Source organism: Magnetococcales bacterium (assembly GCA_015228815.1).
Taxonomy (GTDB): domain Bacteria; phylum Pseudomonadota; class Magnetococcia; order Magnetococcales; family UBA8363; genus UBA8363.
The window spans coordinates 1-18477 of the sequence record JADGCV010000003.1; the positions used below are offsets into that span (position 1 = coordinate 1).

General features: G+C 59.3%; 8 protein-coding genes. 6 read left to right on the plus strand and 2 right to left on the minus strand.

Annotated elements, in window-relative coordinates; translation table 11 throughout:
- On the minus strand, positions 1–6736 hold a 6736-nt coding region (locus tag HQL76_01780), incomplete at its 3' end, for a pre-peptidase C-terminal domain-containing protein (GenBank protein MBF0107893.1).
- A gap of 180 nt (positions 6737–6916) precedes the next feature.
- The gene (locus tag HQL76_01785; GenBank protein MBF0107894.1) at positions 6917–13432 is read right to left on the minus strand and encodes a FecR domain-containing protein; all 6516 of its coding nucleotides are present in this window, start codon (positions 13430–13432) and stop codon (positions 6917–6919) included.
- Positions 13433–13774: 342 nt separating this feature from the next.
- Between HQL76_01785 and HQL76_01790 the strand changes: the two genes are divergently transcribed.
- The 6 genes from HQL76_01790 to HQL76_01815 all read left to right on the plus strand — a co-directional run bounded on the left by HQL76_01790 (position 13775) and on the right by HQL76_01815 (position 18477).
- The gene (locus tag HQL76_01790) at positions 13775–14911 is read left to right on the plus strand and encodes a hypothetical protein (GenBank protein ID MBF0107895.1); all 1137 of its coding nucleotides are present in this window, start codon (positions 13775–13777) and stop codon (positions 14909–14911) included.
- Positions 14912–15017: 106 nt separating this feature from the next.
- The gene (locus HQL76_01795) at positions 15018–16031 is read left to right on the plus strand and encodes a hypothetical protein (GenBank protein MBF0107896.1); all 1014 of its coding nucleotides are present in this window, start codon (positions 15018–15020) and stop codon (positions 16029–16031) included.
- 55 nt (positions 16032–16086) lie between these two features.
- Complete coding sequence (locus HQL76_01800) at positions 16087–16395, plus strand: DUF1640 domain-containing protein (GenBank protein MBF0107897.1); 309 nt, start codon at positions 16087–16089, stop codon at positions 16393–16395.
- Between the two features lie 121 nt (positions 16396–16516).
- The gene (locus HQL76_01805; GenBank protein ID MBF0107898.1) at positions 16517–16753 is read left to right on the plus strand and encodes a hypothetical protein; all 237 of its coding nucleotides are present in this window, start codon (positions 16517–16519) and stop codon (positions 16751–16753) included.
- Positions 16754–16755: 2 nt separating this feature from the next.
- Positions 16756–16992, plus strand: a complete 237-nt coding sequence (locus HQL76_01810; protein MBF0107899.1) for a hypothetical protein — start codon at positions 16756–16758, stop codon at positions 16990–16992.
- A 219-nt stretch (positions 16993–17211) separates the two neighbouring features.
- Entirely contained in the window at positions 17212–18477 is a 1266-nt protein-coding gene (locus HQL76_01815; protein ID MBF0107900.1) for a 2Fe-2S iron-sulfur cluster binding domain-containing protein, read from the plus strand.

Sequence of the window (18477 nt, forward strand, 5' to 3'; positions counted from 1 at the left end):
CTTCGAGGAAGAATTCGGAGAACATTTCGGTGACATCATCGACCTGTCCGTTGCCGTTGCGATCCATCACCAGGAAGGCGTCACCGGAGTCGATCCATCCTGCCGCCATCAGATCGCCCTCGGGGGACATGGCGAAGGGTTGTGCCTGTGAAGGAAAGCGGGTCGCGGCAATGCCGTTGCCGTCAAGGTCGAACACGAGGGGATCGACCAGCAGCGGCAGATAGAAGGAATAGGCGGCGCCGGCATCGGTCAGTTGCGAACCGGAGTTGTTTTGAAAGTTGACATACGGGGAACCAACGGCGGCATAGTCACCGTAAATCGCAACGGAACTTCCGAATCGATCATCCGAGCTTGCGGTATCTGGAAGCAGTTGTGTGTATTCTGTCCAGGTGCCATTCGCAGGTTTTTCGAAAACAAGGGCTGTTCCGGCGCCGTAATCATCGCCGTTGAGAGCGGATGGACCGCCCGCGACGATCTTCGTTCCTTGAATGGCGACCGAGGTCCCCAGTCCGCCCTCGCCGCCGTCGAAAACATGGGTCAACGTCGCATGCGACCAGGTTCCCGATGATTGGCGTTCGAAAACATGGACCGAACCTGAATCGTAAGCGGTTTGGCTGGAACTGATGGCATGATCATCATAAGGGGCGCCGACGACGACCGTGTTGCCATCGATGGCCACGGACGTGCCGAAATGGTCAGAGGATGCGCCATCGGGGGCGATCAACGTTTGAATTTCGGTCCAGGTACCATCGTTTTGCCGCTCGAAGACAAAGGCAGCTCCGGCATCGTTTCCGGACGCATCGTCATAATAGGGCATGCCCACGACCGCCAGATTGCCATCGATGGCGACGGAATTCCCAAAATAGCCTTCCAATTGAGTGACGGAAGGGTTCAGTCGGGCCTCCTGAGTCCAGGTGCCCGCGACATTGTGAAAGATATAGGCAGCCCCGGTGTCATGATATCCGGTCCCCCCCGTTTCCCGATCCGCTCGTGGCGCGCCGACGATCACGTAATCGCCCGAAATGCCGACAGACTGGCCAAAACCGTCTTGAACGGCATTACCGATCGAGGTCAAACGAACCGTTTCCGACCAGGTCGTATCATCATGAAGGTCGAAAATGTAAACCGCACCACCATCATTGGTATTAAGATTGTCATAACCAGGTGCCCCAATGACGGCGGTCGTGGCGTCAATGTCGATCGAACTCCCGAAATAATCATATCCGGTGCCGGAACCTTGATGCAATTCGGCCATGGAGGACCATTGACCGTTTTCTCCAAGTCTGAAGGCGAAGACCTTTCCGGCGTCGTATTGCGATGAGTCGTTCGCTCCATTGCCATCCGCGTTCGGGGCACCCGTCAGCAGGAATTCCTGGTTCAGGGCGATACTCGATCCCGAGTGGTCCCAACTGTATTGGGATTCGTGGGTGAGTTTTTGCTGGGATGACGCAAGATTGATGGTGATCGTGACGGTATCGGTCGCCCCCCGGACATCGGTAATCTCATAGGAAAAATTCATGGATCCCGGAGAAAGGGCGGACGGGTTTTGAATGATCCCGGAAACATGAGCCAGGTCCGCGACCTGAATGGTATTGCCGACCTGGAGCGTGGTCCCATTGAGGGTGAAGGAAATGACCTCGGGATCGGGGAGCTCCCGGAGGGTGATGCTGATGACGTCGTTGTCGGCATCGGTAGGGGTATGAAAATCGATCGGGCGCATCCGGATCCCGTTTGTGGTTCCGGGGATGAACCGGAGTCCGGAACCGAGAATGTCGATCCAGCCATTGTCATTGGTTCCCAGGGGTGCCGCCTGTTGCCAGTCCCATCCCAGGTGCAGGACGTGGCCACTGCCGTATGGAATCGCGGTTACCGTGCTCAATGTTTGTCCATTGTCGCCGGTGGTGGTGTATTCGTAAAGGCTGAGCGCCTCCGCGGGAAGGGATGCGGTCGCCAGGCCCACGGTGTCGGCATTGGGTGGAATTCCCGTGCTGTTGTTGGCGAAAACGGTTCCCTGGGCGTCGCTGCCCATGAAAATCGTGGCGTCGCCATCGTGAAGCACGGTCCGGGTGGTTCCGAAATCGGTGGCCCCGGACAAGGGGTTGATGCTTGTGTGCAGGGTATAATCGCGATTGCCGAAGGTGGGATCGTAGGAGGTATTCGAACTTAAATTCATGGGGTCATTGTAGTAAACCGATACCGCGACATAATAGATGCCCGAGGAGGGGATCGTGTATTCCAGATAGGAATCATAGCTATGGACGCTTCCGGTACCTCCATAGGAAGTGCTGTTGTCATCATTGTAGGTCATCCGGTTCCCGGTCGCGTCATAGATCCAGACCATGGTATCGACATCGTTCATGGCATGGTCGATGTCAAGAATCAGTCTTTCTCCGGCATTCAGGGAAAACTTGTAGAAATCGACATCGGTCCTGGCGGAAAGATACCCCTGGATCTTGACGGAAGGAAGCGCCTGGTTTCCCAATTCCGGGTCCGCGGCATACCCGAACTTGTTGCGGGCGATATTCTGGGCGTTGGCGATGGTGCCATCGGAGATCAGGGTGTTGGAGACGACGGCGGTCAGATTCCAATCAAAAATATCGTTGAGATGGGCAGAGTCGTACATCGACACGAGTATGCCGCCGTTGTGGACAAAATTGGCGATGACCGACTGGGCATCCTCGGACAGGGTGAGCGCGGACACTTCAAGATGGGGAATGACCAGGGCATTTTTTCCCGCCAAGGCCGTGGTGAGTTCCGCGGCGGTGAATCCGGTAAAGGTCGAAACATGATGGTCAAGGTGCGACAGGGTTGCCTGAACCGTGTCCGATTCCGCATCGGCGGTACCACCGGTATCGACATGGGATGGATTGTCGAACACGGCGATTTCGAGGGGCGTCGGTTGCAAGATATGGGTAATATCGATGGTGATCGTCTGGTCCGCGCCACCGTCCGGGGGGGTATTGGGCGGTATGTTCAGGGTCAGGGTCGCGGGACTGTCGGAAAAGCCGCCTGCGTCGCCCGCCTTGAAGGAAAAGGTGGCATAACCAGCGCCCGAACCGTTGGTCGCCGCGGTGAACACCAGTTTTCCCGCGGCAATGTCGGCAGCGGTGACATCCTGGGTGGAATTGATGAGACTGCCGTCCAGTCGCAGCGACCCACTGCCGGGGGATGGGGTGATGCGGATCCGCGACAGGGGATCGTTTTCGGGATCGATAAAAATGAAATCGCTCGTTTGGAAAATATAGGGGGTATTGAACGGGGTCGTCACCGTCGTGTCAAAGGAGACGGGGAGGTCGTTGACCGGCAGGACATTCACCCTCAGGGAATAGGCCGTGGTCGAAAACGACACCGGGTCGCCGACGGTGAAGCCAAGGACGGCATAGGCGGTACCATGGCCGTTGGCTCCTGGGGTGTAGACCAGTTTTCCCGCGTTGATGGCGCTGGCGGAAATGACCTGGCCCGCGGTAACCGCCACGCCATCGAGACGCAGATGACCGGGGCTGCTCATGGTGATGGCCACCTGTTCATCGCCGTCGATGATGGAAAGACCGAAGTCGGAACTGCGAAAGGTGATGGAGGTATCCTCGTTGGTGGTGACCGTTGTGTTGGCCCCGACCGGGGTGTCGTTGACCGGAGTGACATTCAAGGTCAGGGTGTACCGGGTCGGGAAGAAGGATGTGTCATCGCCGACGGTGAATTCCAGACGGGCATAACCATCGCCGTGGGCGTTGGCGGCGGGGGTATAGGACAGGCTGCCGGCATTCAGGGCGGCGACCGCGATGGTGTGCGTGCCGGTCACTTCCACGCCGTTCAAGCGCAAAACGCCCGCGCGGGACGAGGAATCGACACCAACAGTCACCAGTTCATCCCCATCGACACCGACGATACCGAAGTCCTGGCTGGTGAACACACGGGTGGAATCCTCGGCCAGGGTCACGGTGCCACTGGTTGCTGTCGGGGTATCGTTGACGGGGCGGACATTCAACGTCAGGGTGTTGGACCGGGTCGAAAAGTCCTGGCCGTCACCGACATGGAACGTGAAGCGGGCCAGACCGTCGCCATGGGCGTTGGCGGTCGGGGTGAAGCGGACCAGTCCGGCGTTGAGTTCGCCGATCGAGACTTCCTGCATCGCGGAGAATGGATTGTCCCTCAGGGTCAGGGTACCGCCGCTGTTGTTGCCAACGATCCGAACGGCCATCAATTGTGCGCTGTCGATGTCGGAAAAGCCGAAATCGCTGGCTGAAAACACATAGGGAACGTCTTCATCGGTGGCAATGGTGCGGTCGCTGCCCGTGGGCGGGTCATTGATCGCGGCAATGTTCAAGGTCAGGGTGTTCGCGGCGGTTGAAAAATCGCTGCCGTCACCGACCTCAAACCGCATCGTGACCGTCCCATGGACATCCTGCGCCGGGACATAACGGACAAGACCGGCGTTCAATGCCGCCACGGAAATTTCCCGTCCCGAAGTGATCCGGTCTCCATCGAATGTGACATACCCGGAAGCAGGCAGTTCGGTCAAACGAATCGCCGCCAGCTCATCCCCGTCCAGGTCATGAAACCCGAAATCATCCTTCCTCAAGGTCAGCGGACCATCCTCGCTCAGAGAGACGCTGTTGTCGATCCCCTCGGGACGGTCGTTGGTCGGGTGGACATCCAGCCAGATGGAAAATTCCGTGGATTCATACTGGAGTTGCTCCTTGACCTGGACCTGGAATTTGAAATGGTCGAAATCTTCCCCGTTATGGTTTTCACTCGGGATATAAGAAAGTCTTCCGGAACCGATGTCATCCAGATCGATTTCCTGACCGATCGTGACCACATCGTCGCCGAGCATCAGGGTTCCCGAGGCGACATTCCGTGAAATCTTGATCCGTTCCAGATTTTGCAGATCATCGGCGTCCAGACCCATCTCAAGGAAGGTGAACGAATGTCCACTGTCCTCGTTCAACGCGATGTCCCAGCGCGTTTGTGCCGAGGGAATGAAAACGAATGGCGGCGGCGCGGGTGGCTCCGGGGGTGGCTCCGGAGTCGGTTCCGGGATTGGCTCCGGGATTGGCTCCGGAGTCGGTTCCGGGATTGGCTCTGGAATCGGTTCCGGGATTGGCTCTGGAGTCGGTTCCGGGATTGGCTCTGGAGTCGGTTCCGGGATTGGCTCTGGAGTTGGTTCCGGGGTTGGCTCTGGAGTCGGTTCCGGGGTTGGTTCTGGCTCAATCTGGGGATCCAACAGGGAGGGAATATCGGTGGGGGCTTGTGGTTGTGTGGGGACCAACAATTCGGGCACAAGTTCCGGGATGGCGGTGAATTCGTTTCCTCCAACCAGCTCGGCGAGGGAAATCGGATTTTCGCCGGGGGTTGTCGGCAGCAGATCGCCAATGGCCTCCTGAACGACCTCGGTCCCTTCAAAGGCGCCACCGGCGCCGAGGAGATCGGCCAGATTGCCTACATCCACGATTCCAGGAATGTTTGCAGTGGGTTCGGTGGTCCTTCCCGGCCCGTCGGTGGCCGGTCCATCCGCCGCCGGGTCGATGGATTCATCCACTCCATCCCGCTCATTGGCTGTTTCCTGGGGTTCCGCGGTAGCCTCTTCGGTGGGATCCTCATCGATCCCTTCTTCCCCCTGGGCTTCTGTTTGTTCCCTGGGCGCGGCATCGCCCGTTGGGGTTTCCGGGGCTGCCTCGTTGGCGTTTCCCTGGGGACGGTCTGACTGCGGGGTTTCGTTGGTCCCCTGGTTTTCCTGGTTGTTGTCGTTGCCCCGTTCCTCCTTGGCCTTGTCGATGTCCAACTGGTTGTTCAATCGGTTGACGAAACTGTCGGGGGCCTTGAAGACCGGAGTCGGGGCGCCGGCGCCGAATTGGACCTGGGTGGCGGTATTGGGTTCGGTCAGGGTGACGGTTGCCTGTCCCGTGGCATCGGAGATGTCGAGAATGCCCGAGGTGTGAACGACGGTCGTCGAACCATCGTCGCCGACCTCGCCCGAGAGTTCGCTGCCGCGAATGCCGATGACGGCGGTCGGGGTCTTGATGGTGGAGTGTCGTCCTGCGTTCAGACCGGAAATGCCGCCGCTTTCGAAACTGAAAATGCCCTTGGTGACCGTCGCCTCGAAACCGCCCTGTTTGGCCTCGGGATTGTAGATGAACTTGTCGAGGACTGCCTGGGCCCCTTCGCCGAGTTGAAAGGTCGTGCCATCGGGGAAGGCCAGTTTGACCAGGCCTCCTTTTTTCGTGACCAGCACATCGCCCTTGTAGACGGGATCACCTTCCTTGAGGGGCCGTTCCACGCCGTCGGCCCCCTTGGCCAGGACCTCGCCCAGGAGTTGCCCGACCTTGCCGATGGCGGCGGATGCCCCGGCGGGGGGCGTCGCCTCCGGGGGCGCCGTTGCCCCGGAAGCGGCCTCGGTCGTGTTCGCCGCGACCATCGTCGGTCCCGCGACCACCGTGCCCGCCTGGGCGGGATCGACCACCAGCAGGGCGTGGATCGTTTCTGGCATCAACAGGGCGCCGTTGGGGGCCTTGAGGATCGGCTGGATGGCGGCGTCGAAATATCCTTCCAGGGTCAGGGCGTTGCCATCGGCGGTCGCGATCACCAGATCCCCCCCCTGGCGCATGTACCGTCCACCCAGGAGGGTTTCCACGTCCGGAAGAATGATTTCATCCGCCAGAGGGGAAAGATCGACCTCATTCCAGACGGCATCGTCGGCGGGGGGGGAAACATTCAGGGAAGGGGAATGAATGCTCATGGCACATCCAGAAGGTAAACGTGTCGTTGATTATTGGAGTCGCAATGTTTCAACCCCAATTTTATCATGACAGATGTCCATCTTACCAATGGAATCGTATCGATAAACGATGAACAAGCAATCATAAACTCTTCGTGATTGTTCGTTTTACGCACATGTCATGAATTTGATTCAGTGATGTTACCCGTTGATTGGCACGGAGAAGTCAAGGACATCAACCATCGGCAAACCATGATGCTCTGGTGATGGGTCCACCGCCAGTCGGGATGTGTCCAACGATTCCATGAGCGCCCATGGGTGTGCGTTCGATTCCAAGGTCGCTGTCGGTTCCATCGTCAGGGATTCCCAAACGCCATGGTCGGGGAGAAGAACGATTCCCGGCGGCGGTGACCCATCATTCGTGGTGTACATCTCCATAAGTCCAATCAACTCCTGCGCGAAGGCCTCGACGGGATCCTGAATGGTTTCGGGAGGGGCCAGGGCATTTGTTTCCGTGGTCGCGTCATGGGGAGGGGACGCGGTCGTCGCCCCCGATCGATAGGAAAAATGAACCTCGGCCATGGTTCCGGTCGTCCCGTCGTCCCTTGCAAATCCTGCCAGGGCGCTCAAGGTGTTGCCGGAAAGGTCGGAAACGGAAGGATTCGCGACCGGATCGAGGTCCAGGGCGGTGATGCCGTGGGCATCGAGACGCGAAAGGGTGCCGTCGGCGGTCCACACCTTAAGATCGTAAAAACCCATATCGTTGGCGTCGATGCGCTGGTCGCCATTGTCGTCCAGGGTCGCCAGCGACGCCAGACTGCCCTGGCTTCCGGGGGCGAAGTATTCCGAGAACACTTCGCGAATGTCATCGATGGTTCCGTTGCCATTCCGGTCCAGTACCAGCAGTCCATCCTTGCCGCCGACCCACCCTGTCCGATCGGGGGTGCCGTCGGCGTTCATGTCGAAAAGGTGGGGATCGTCGATCATGGAGGTCAATTCGATGCCCAGACCGTCGAGATCCAGGACCAGTGGATCGCCCCCCCATTGAGCGATACTCGCCAGAACGCTCCCGGAATCGCGATTGTCGAGGCTGGTATAATAGGAAAAGGTTGCCGAGGCCCCTGGGACGAGGGATCCCACGTCGAACGTGATCGAGATCCCCTGGTCCGCGGTATGAATGGTGCCTGCCACCGGGGCCGATTCGTAGACCCCGGGGTCGAAAAGATTGATGATCGTGAACCCGTCGTTGCCGTATCCCGCCGTGACCGGGCCACTGTAACTGTAGGGAAAGGCCGCGACCTGGGCGCGGGCATCGTCGGAGTAATACAGGACCGCCGCTTGGGTCTCTGTCAATTCATGATAATTATCATTGGGAAGGCTCAAGGCCTGAACCATCGATTTGTCCGCCTGCTGATGGACGATGGTATTGATGGTCGTAAAGCTGCCGTTCAAGTATTCGGTATTGTCGGGATCGAAACTGCGCATGTAGCGCACCGAATCCAGGGTTGTGTCGCCCAGGTTGGTCAGGGTGACGACATTGCGGAAAAAAAGGGCATCGACACTGAAACAGATCGATTGTTGAATCTGAAGGACATCGTTGAATGTTCCATCGATGACGGCGGAGAGGGTGCTTCCCGAAGAGGTGTCGGTGATGGCGGTGATGGCAATGTCCGAATCCCATTGCAGCAGGGAATTGGTGCCGATATGGGGGACTGAATCATCGTAGTAGCCGACGGTCCAGCGTTCCTCGGGGGTTCCCGGAAGAAAAAAATCGATCGCCGCATCGAGCCCCTGGTTGAAACCATCATGATCGAAGGTCATGCCGATGCGGTTGTCGGCGGTAGTACCATAAAAGCCCAAGGGTTTGCTTCCGCCGGTGCCGAAGGAACCCAGGGAGGAGATGCCCAGTTCGATATAATCACCTCCGAGGAACACTTCACCAGCGACGGTGGCGTGATGGACTCCTGCCAGGGAGGCCGCAGGTTCAATGTTCAGGGCGAAGGTTTCGATATTCAGGTCGTTGTCACCGTCGGACACGGAAAATGTAAAGTGGTCCTCGGTGCTTCCATCGGCGGAATGGTTGTACCACAGGATTCCGTCATCGATGTCTTCCTGGGTGAAGGTTCCACTCGGGGTCAGGATTATTCCCCCTTTGGTCAGGGTGCCGTGGGTTGGCGTGGTGGACAGGGTGTAGACCAGGGCATCGGCGGGGGTGTCCGAATCGACCACCAACAATCGTGAAGCGGAGATGACGGCGTGGCCGCCATCGAACAGGGTGACTCCGGCATTGGTTTCCAGTGTCGGGGGAAGATTGTAATGAAGGAGGAATTCCTGTCCGGTGACGGCACTTTCCTCGTCCTGCACGGTGAAGGTGAACAGGTCATCATTATCGATCATGTTGGGATCGAGGATGCCCGAATGGGTGTAGCCGAGCCGATTCTGGTCGATCTGCGCCTGGGTGAAGTGGTCGCCGATGGCCAGGAGGTTGCCGTCCAGGGTCAGGTTGCCGTGGGTGGGCGTTGACGTCAGGGTGTAAAGCAGCGCGGTCGTTGGGGAATCCTTGTCGAGCGCGCCAAGATGCGAAGGGGAGATCGCAACCGTGGCGCCACTGGCGAAGGTGATCCCAAGGTTGCTGCCGATCGTGGGCAGATCGTTGCTGGCCAGGACGATGAGGTCGAGCGCGGTCGCGCCGCTCTTGTCGCCATCGAAAACGGTCATGAAAAATTGTTCGCTGGCCGTGGTGGTCAGGCCGTTGATCGCCTCTTCGTCGGGGATCAAAAGGTAGGTCCCGAGGACGGAATCAAGATGAAGACGGCCAAGGGTTCCCACCATGAGCCGGTCGAAGGTCAGGCCATCGATGGTCGTGCTGGCGTCGATGCCGCCCTGGATGCCGTAGCGCAACGGGCTGCCCTCGGCATCCGTTCCGACCAGGACGCCGGAGATCGAAACGAATGTGTCGGTGGCGGGGGTATCGACGAGTTCGATGGCGGCGAGCGACCCCAGGATGGGCGCATCGTTGTCGATGGCGGTGATGTTGATGACGAGGGGGGTGGTTCGGGTCTCGTGACCATCGGAAACGGTCAGGACAAACGGTTCGGAGGTGCTGGTGGCGATGCCGTTGATCGCTCCGGGGACATGAACGTAGGCGCCGGTCGTGCTGTCAAGGTGCAGGTTGCCGTAGGTTCCCGTCTTCCGTGTATCGTAGGGGAGGCCGTCGATGTGTGCCACATGATGTTCGCCATCGACGATCCCGAATGTCAGGGGGGCACCCTCGGGATCCGAGGCGGTCAGGGTGCCGGTGGTGTTGGCGAAAAGATCGGTACCGAGGGTGTCGGAATAACCGATGACTCCGGGAGGGACGATCACGGGGTGATCATTCGCGGCGGCGAGGTCGATGACGAGAAGGGTCGTGGCATCGAGGCTGCCGTCGGAAACGGTCAGGGTGAAGCTTTCGCTGACATCGTGAACCATCGGGTTGAGGTCGCCGGGAACGTGAACATAGGCCCCGGTCTGCCCGTTCAGGTACAAGGTTCCGAGGGTTCCCTCCTTCATCACGGTGTAGTTCCGGGAATCCAGAATGAAGAGGCCGTTTTCGCCACCGCTGATGCCATAGGTCAGGGGTTCGCCCTCCGGGTCGGTCGCCGTCAGGGCGCCGGTGACCGGAATGAACCGATCGGGGGCGGGAGAATCGGTATGATGGATCGGCAGGGGGGCGACGATTTCCGGTGGCGCATCGACGGCCAGGCGATCGGGTTCGCTGACCGGGTTGGTCGGACCGCTCGGCGCCCGTTCCAGGGTACCCCAGGCGTCGGTGAAGGAGGCGATGACGCGGATGACGTGACCCAGATGGGCCGACGTCAGGAGGAGCGTATCCTGGGTGGCCCCTTCGAGGTCGAGGCCATCCGCCTGCCATTGATAATGAACCGTTCCCAGGCCATCCGCGTCGGTCAGGGAATGGGTGGCGCTCAGGGTTTCGCCCATGGTGGCGATGCCGTTGATGACAACCGATCCGGTGGGAGAACGGTTCAGATGAACCACCGGCCCAAAATCGGGACTGGTGGCCTCTTCTTCGGTACCATGGCCATCGGTATACCGGGCGCGGACGCTCAGTTCATGGCCGGCAAGGTCATCGGTCAGGACAAGGCTGTCGCCGGTCGCCCCTGCGATCGCCGTTTCGCCACGCCACCACTGGTAGGCCATGGCCCCCAATCCGTCGGCATCGGACAGGCTATTGACCACCGTCACCGTCGCCCCGGTGACGGCAGTCCCGGAAATCATGATCGATCCCGTCGGTCCATGATTGACGTGGGGGATGGCGAGGCTCAGGGTATTGGCGGTCGTGGCATGGTCCGTGCCGTCGTTGACCAGAAAACCAACGTGGACGGTGGTGTCGGTGACCGTGGCGGCGTAAAGCAATTTCCCGGTGGCGATGTCCGTGGCGGAAACCTCCGTTCCCACTGCGACCGCCTGGCCATCGAGGAGGAGGTGGCCTGTCTCCGGAAGCGCGACGATCCGCACCGAGATCATGGCGTCGCCGTCCGGGTCCGAAAAGCCGAAATCGCCGATGGCGAAGGTTCGGGACCCAATGACCTCCACGGCTTGATCCCCTCCCGTGGGAAGATCGTTGACCGGGCGGACATCCAGCCAGACCGAATAGCCGGTGGCGCGAACGTCCGTTTCTCCGGCAACCCGAATCTGGAAGGAAAAGGTGTCGTCATTCTCGCCATGACGGTTGTCTCCAGGCTGGTAGGCGAATGACCCTGCCTGGATCCTGTCGATGGCGATTTCGTCTCCGATGGCCACGGTCTGGCCGTCAAGCAACAATTGCCCCGACGCGACGCCACTCAGGATACGGATGCGGGTGAGATGCTCAAGATCGATGTCATCCAAACCCAGTTCCAGGGGAGAAAAAACGTGCCGGGTATCCTCGATGGCCGCGACCTGCCAACGGGTTTGCGCCGGGGGGGTATAGACGGGTGGTGTCACCGGTGGCGGTTCGGGCACAGGTTCGGGGATTGGTTCCGGAACCGGTTCGGGCAGGGGCGTCGGTTCGGGGACGGGTTCGGGGACTGGCTCGGGAGTGGGTTCGGGGACGGGTTCCGGGGTCGGCTCGGGTTCCGGTTGTTGCCCAGGTTCCGGGGTCGGCTCGGGTTCCGGTTCGGTGTCGGGGGTGGGATCCAGAATCGTGCCCAGGTCGTTGGCGGGTGATGTCGAAGCGGGAATGAACGGTTCCGGAACCGGTTCCGGGGATGCGGTGAATTCCGTGCCACCCAGAAGACCGGCCAGATCGAGCGGATCGTTTCCCGATGCGGTCAGCGGCAGGTCACCGATGGCCTCGGTGGCGATCGTTTCCCCTTCGAAGGTCCCGCCGGCGCCGAGAAGATCGGCCAGATTGCCAAGATCGGCCAACCCCGTGAACGACGTGGTGGGATCGGTTCCAGGTTGTGTGGAGTTTTGGGCAGTCGGACTTTCACCAGGGGCGTCCGGGACATCCTCGACCCCTTCCGGCTCGTTGGCCGCATCTTGGGGGTCGGCGGGGTCGTCATCGACCCCTTCATCGCCCTGGGCTTCCGTTTGTTCCCTGGGGGCGGCATCGCCCGCGGGGGTTTCCGGGGCGGCATCGCTGGCGTTGCCCTGGGGGCGGTCCGAGGATTGGGTTTCGTTGGTCCCCTGGTTTTCCTGATTGTTCTCGTTGCCCCGTTCCTCCCTGGCCTTGTCGATGTCCAACTGGCCGTTCAAGCGGTTGAGAAAGGCGTCGGGGGCCTTGAAGACCGGGGTCGGAGCGCCGGCGCCGAACTGCACCTGGGTCGCGGTGTTGGGTTCGATGAGGGTGACCGTTCCCTGACCTTTGGCGTCGGAGATGTCGAGAATGCCCGAAGTATGGACCACGGTTGTCGAGCCGTCGTCGCCGACTTCGCCCGAGAGTTCGCTGCCGCGGATGCCGATGACGGCGGTGGGGGTTTTGATGGTGGAATGACGGCCTGCGTTCAGGCCCGAAATGGCGCCGCTTTGAAAACTGAAAATGCCCCTGGTGACCGTCGCCTCGAAGCCCCCTTGTTTGGCCTCGGGGTTGTAGATGAACTTGTCGAGAATCGCCTGGGCCCCTTCGCCCAGTTGGAAGGTGGTGCCATCGCCGAAGGTCAGTTTGACCAGTCCCCCTTTTTTGGTTTGCAGTACGTCGCCCTTGAAAACAAGATCTCCTTCCTTGAGGGGACGCTCCACCCCGTCGGCCCCCTTGACCAGGACCGCTCCCAGGAGTTGCCCGACCTTGCCGATGGCAAGGGGGACGGCGGAGGAAGAATCTGCCGCGGCGGCAGTTGTTGCCGGGGACTCTGGCGTCGCGGCGGAAGCGCCGCCCTCCGGGCCGACCATCGTCGGACCGGCAACCAGGGTCGATGCCGGGGGGGATGGGGCCACCAGAAGCGAGGATACCGTCTCGGGCATCAGCAGGGCGCCGTTGGGCGCCCTGAGGACAGGCGGTTGAAGAAATGTGAAATATCCTTCCACGATAACAGGTTGACCACTCGGGGCCGTGATGACCAGATCGTCCCCCTGGCGGCTGTAGCGGCCATCCAGAAGCGTCGCGACATCGGCAAGGATGATTTCCGTTTCCAAGCCGGAATCAGACAAAATGGCATCGGACCGCGCTGCGTCGATGTCGGGGGGCGGGACGGTGGCGGCGGTTGGCCAATCGTTTGAAAGGGGTCTGGTGATCATTGACGTACTCCCGGACGATCGATGGGGACGTTGTCAAGAGAGGCGATTGCAATAATACGGCCATACTGCAATTATCCGCGATCCTGATAAAATCTGGAAGTGTTTTTTTAATTTTTACGCGAGAACGACTGTGATTTGGCGTCCCGCCCCCGGAAATTCGTCCCCAGGCCGGTTGGCGGCGAATGGCCCGGATCTGAATGGTTGTCGATCAACTTTGTGGCGATTCGCGCCCGAGGGGGACTGAAACTGTTTTTCCCGGTTTTTCCCGATACGGTATTATGATACGTTCGCCGATGGAATTGATGGTCGGGACAACGGGCATTGGTGGGTGGGTGGAGGGCCATGAAATTTTCGACGGTTGTTTTCGCGGGTGTGTTGTTTTGTCTTTCGTGGACGTTGTCCGTGTGGGCCGCCCCGCTCCGGACCGACAGTGCCCCCAGTCTTCTCAAGACCCCCTCGGAGGCCTGTGAAACCTGTCACAAGGCGATCCATGGACAGTGGCGGCAATCGGCGCATGGAAAATCCGGGTCCCCATCAACGCTCTATCAGGCGTTGCGGCGGACCGATGGGGCGTGTGACGCCTGTCATTTCCCTGCGGCGCGCGAGAAGGAAATTTTTGAAAACGATGGCGCCATTCCCTGCGTGTTCTGCCATACCCTTGAATCGTACCGTCACGAAGGGAAGGAGATCGGGCTTGCCGCTTATCGGACGAACGAGCGTGTCATCCAGGGACCGAACGGCGCCTGGATGGGGGCGAAGGGGGCGGTTCCTCCGGGCAGTGGCGATCAGGAACCGGCCAGCAATCCATTTTTCCACAATGCCAATCCGGAGGTGTTTCGCACTGCGGTAGCGTGTCAGGGATGTCATGATCCGAAGAAAAAAGGCGACCCGAATGCCTTTCCCGTGGCGTGCCAGAACTGCCATATGCCGGTCGCCGATGGATTTGCCGATCATGCGACCCCGGCGGGAAAGGTGTTGCGGATGGTCAAGCGGGGGGCGATGCTCCAGGTCCAGGCGCGTCCGGATGGAAAGGACCTGGACATCAAGGTCCGGCTGACCAATCTTTTGCCGCATCCCTTTCCCAACGGCGGTCCCTTTGCCATGGGATTGCTGCGCCTGACGCTTCTGGATTCGCGGGGTGCCGTGTTGTGGGAAAATGTCGCGAAAAATAAAATGGATCAGGATCCAAAGGCGGTGCTGGCGCTGACGGGAGCGGATGAACTGGGGCATCCGGCCCCGCCGAAGGGGTTGGTGACCGAACCCGCCGGGGACAGCCGCCTCAAGGTGGGGGAAGCCAGGACCCTGGTCTATCGGCTGCGGCAACCGGATGTGGCGCTGGTTCGGGCGGAAATCATCATCCTGCCATTGGCGCCGGATTGGTTGGAAAAGCTCCCCGAGGGCAAGAGGGAACTGCCCAAGGGGCTCTTGGCGGCTCGGAGCGAAGTCAGGCTTGTGTCTGGTGAAGCGGCGGCGCCCTGATGCGTCAGGGCGCGGGGGTTCGTCATTGGCGGCAGTGTCGGGTGGTGGTCCGGGATGCGATTGGCTACCGGGGCGATGTCAACGAGTTGTTTTCCGGGGAAGCGTTATGATCGGGAGTAAAATGGGACGATGGTTGTCGTGGGTCCTGATGGTGCTGGTGGGGGTGTGGGCGGTTGAAGGTTTCGGGGGGGAGTTTCCGGATCCGGCGAAATTTTCCGGTCCCGATGCCTGTGGCAACGAGTGTCACAAGGAGGAGGTGGCAATCTGGAAGGAAACCCGGCATGCCCTGACCTTCAAGGAGATGGAGACGAGCGAAAAGGGCAAGGAAATTGCCGGAAAAATGGCGGTGACCCGGCCCAAAAACGCCGATGAGTGCGCTTTTTGTCACTTTACGCGAATGGTTGTCGATAACAAAACCCAGGTCACGGCTGGTCCCACCTGCGAATCGTGCCACGGCGCGGGGCGGGATTGGATCAAGATTCATGGCGACTATGGCGGAAAAGAGGTCAAGAAGGGGGATGAAACCCCGGAACACAAGGCCATGCGCCTGGAGCAGTCGGCGAAGGGGGGATTGATTCCACCGGGTGATCTGTATTTGTGGGTGCGCAATTGTTATTCCTGTCACCTGGGGCACGACGAAAAACTGGTCAATGTCGGCGGGCACACGGCGGGGAGCAACATTGAGCTGGTCTCCTGGACCCAGGGAAAACCGGGAAAGGCGGGATCGATCCGCCATAATGTCTTCTACTCCAAGGACAACAAGCCCGCTTCCGTCGAACGGAGACGTTTGATTTATGTGGTCGGGTTGATGACCGAGATCGAATTCGGTTTGCGCGCCATCGGCAAGGCGACGCAGAAGGATGTCTTCGCCACCAAAATGGCCCGCCGGGTCAAAACCGCCTGGGACAAGTTGCAATCGGTGTCGCAGACGATTGACATCAAGGAGGTCAAGTCTCTTCTCGGGGCGGTTCCCGCCATCGAAAAGGAACTCAAACTCAACAATGGCGCGTCGCTCAACAAGATGGCCGATTCCGTCGGGACGGCGACGAAAACCGTGGCCCGGACCTATGACGGGACTGCGTGGGCGGCGGTTGATGGGATGATTCCCTATTCTCCCTGATGGCTGGTCTTGTGGTACGCTGTTGCCGTCATCAATTTTGCTCGGAGATTTCGTCATGACCGCCATCACTTTTGACACGCTCAAGTTTGTTCGCCGACTCCGAGATGCCGGAGTGGAAGAGAAGCAGGCCGAGGCGTTATCCGAGGCTCTTCGAGAAATCCAAGACACGCAATTGAAGGACTTGGCGACCAAGGGGGATACCCAGGAAATCAAGCGTGACATCAAGGAATTGGAGATGCGTATTGATTCCAGACTAGAGAAGGACCTTGCGTCGATTCGTGCCGACATATTGCTCATCAAGTGGATGCTGGCCCTGGTGATCACGGCAACCGTGCTCCCTGCCCTGAAATCGCTGATTGGGTAGGTCAAGACGTTAAGGTCAGGTTGCGTCTTCGTTTCACTCGATGTTCAAGTTTTTTTGTTCTTGGCACGCAACTATTTGAAAAGATTTAAATCAGAGAGGGATCTGAATCGTTACGGAGAGGGTGAACGATTATGTTTCTGACAGACTCTTGGTTTACAAACAATCGACATGGAAATTGATCAACTTGGAAAAAGAGGGCAAAACCTATTGGCACCGCCTGGTCGGCGAAACATTGAAAGTGTTGCTGGAGCCTGTTGGCATTGAGGTGCGCGTGGAAGTTCCTGTCGTTCCTGCCCTACCTGTAGCAGATCTTTCTCTGTGGCATTTGGCAAAATTGTTGTCGGTTTATGGAGATTGAAAATGAAAAGTTCATTGAATAGTCCAGAGATGGAAGGAATCACGCCGGAGTACGTCATGCAACTTGGAAAAGAATGGCTTGATTTTCTGGTGGACACAACACCGGAGAAAGAACTTTTTTCGCTGCCGAAATTTGAGCATCGTTTGGCTCGGGAACGTCAAAAAGAGGCTGCGTCAATGCTGACCCGCCAGTTACAGCGACGCTTTGGCAATTTGCCCTCATGGGCCAATAAAAAATAGCCAAAGCAGATCTGTCCTCTCTGGAGGAATGGAGCCTTCGCATCTTCGATGTCCAGTCACTGGATGACGTTTTCTTGGACAAAGTGTGATGCGACTGCCCCACATTTTGCGGGAGAGGGGAAAAAGTCCGGGGGGGCTGAACGGTTCGTGTTGCGACATGGTGAACGTTTCCATGTGTGTTTGCCAAGGGATCCGGTATTGACTTCGTGAGGTTGACGCATGACTTTGGTGGAATTGCCCGATCCATCCCAGTTGTTCTGGTTGGCTGGTTTCATTTTCGTCGCGGTCGTCGCGGTCCAGGGTGGACTTTCCGTGGTGTCGCTCCTGGCCCGGCAGCGGTTGCAGTCGCGGCTGTCGCGGGAGGAACTGCGGCTGCTTGAACGCCAGGTGCGTCTGACCTCGGAGCGGCTTCAGGGGCGGATCGACATGCAACGTTCCGTCTGGTCGGGATTGCGCAAATTTCGCGTCGTCAAAAAGCAACCCGAGGGGCGTGACCTGGTCTCCTTTCATCTCAAGCCGGAGGATGGGGGGGCGCTGCCCGGTTATCATCCGGGGCAGTTCTTGACGTTCCAGGTCTGGCCCAACAAGGGGGGCAAGTCGGTGACCCGGTGTTATTCCCTGTCCGGTTCACCCCTGGAGACCGATCATTACCGCGTGACCATCAAGCGTGTCGCATCGGGGATGGAGGGCAGGCCGGGACTGGTATCCAATTATTTCATCGATCATCTCAACGAGGGGGATACCGTCGATGTCCGCGCCCCATCGGGCCATTTCTATTTCGATGACACCCGACCGGGGCCGGTCGTTCTCATCAGTGGTGGTGTCGGCATCACTCCGGTCTATTCGATGCTTCTCGTTTTGGCCAGGGCGGCCATTCCCAGGGAGACCTGGTTTTTCCACGGCGTCAGAAACGGTGAACAACACATCTGGAAAAACGATCTGGCCACCCTGACCGCCGCCCGTGAACACATCCGTCTTCATGTCTGCTACAGCCAGCCCGATCCCCAGGATCGGGAAGGGATTGACTATCAGCATCGGGGGCATGTGGACATCGCGCTGCTCAAGCAACTTCTGCCATCGAACAATTTTGATTTCTACATTTGCGGCCCCGCCGCCATGATGAATGCCCTCGTCGCCGACCTCAAGGGGTGGGGGGTCCCGGAGGGGCGCGTTCATTTCGAAACCTTCAACCCCGCCAGCGCTCCACATGCCGCGGCGGGGACGGTCGCGGCGAAAAAGGTCCGTTTTCTCCGTTCAGCCAAGGAGGCCGCCTGGCCCGAGGAAGGGCAGACCCTTCTTGCCCTTGCCGAGGCGCACAAGGTTCCCATGGACAGCGGCTGCCGGGTCGGGCATTGCGGCGCCTGCAAAACGGTGTTGAAACAGGGGGAGGTCGCCTACCAGACCGAGCCGTGTACCCCACCCGAACCGGGAACGGTCCTGGCGTGTGTCGCCATACCCAGGAGCGACCTTGAAGTGGATGCCTGA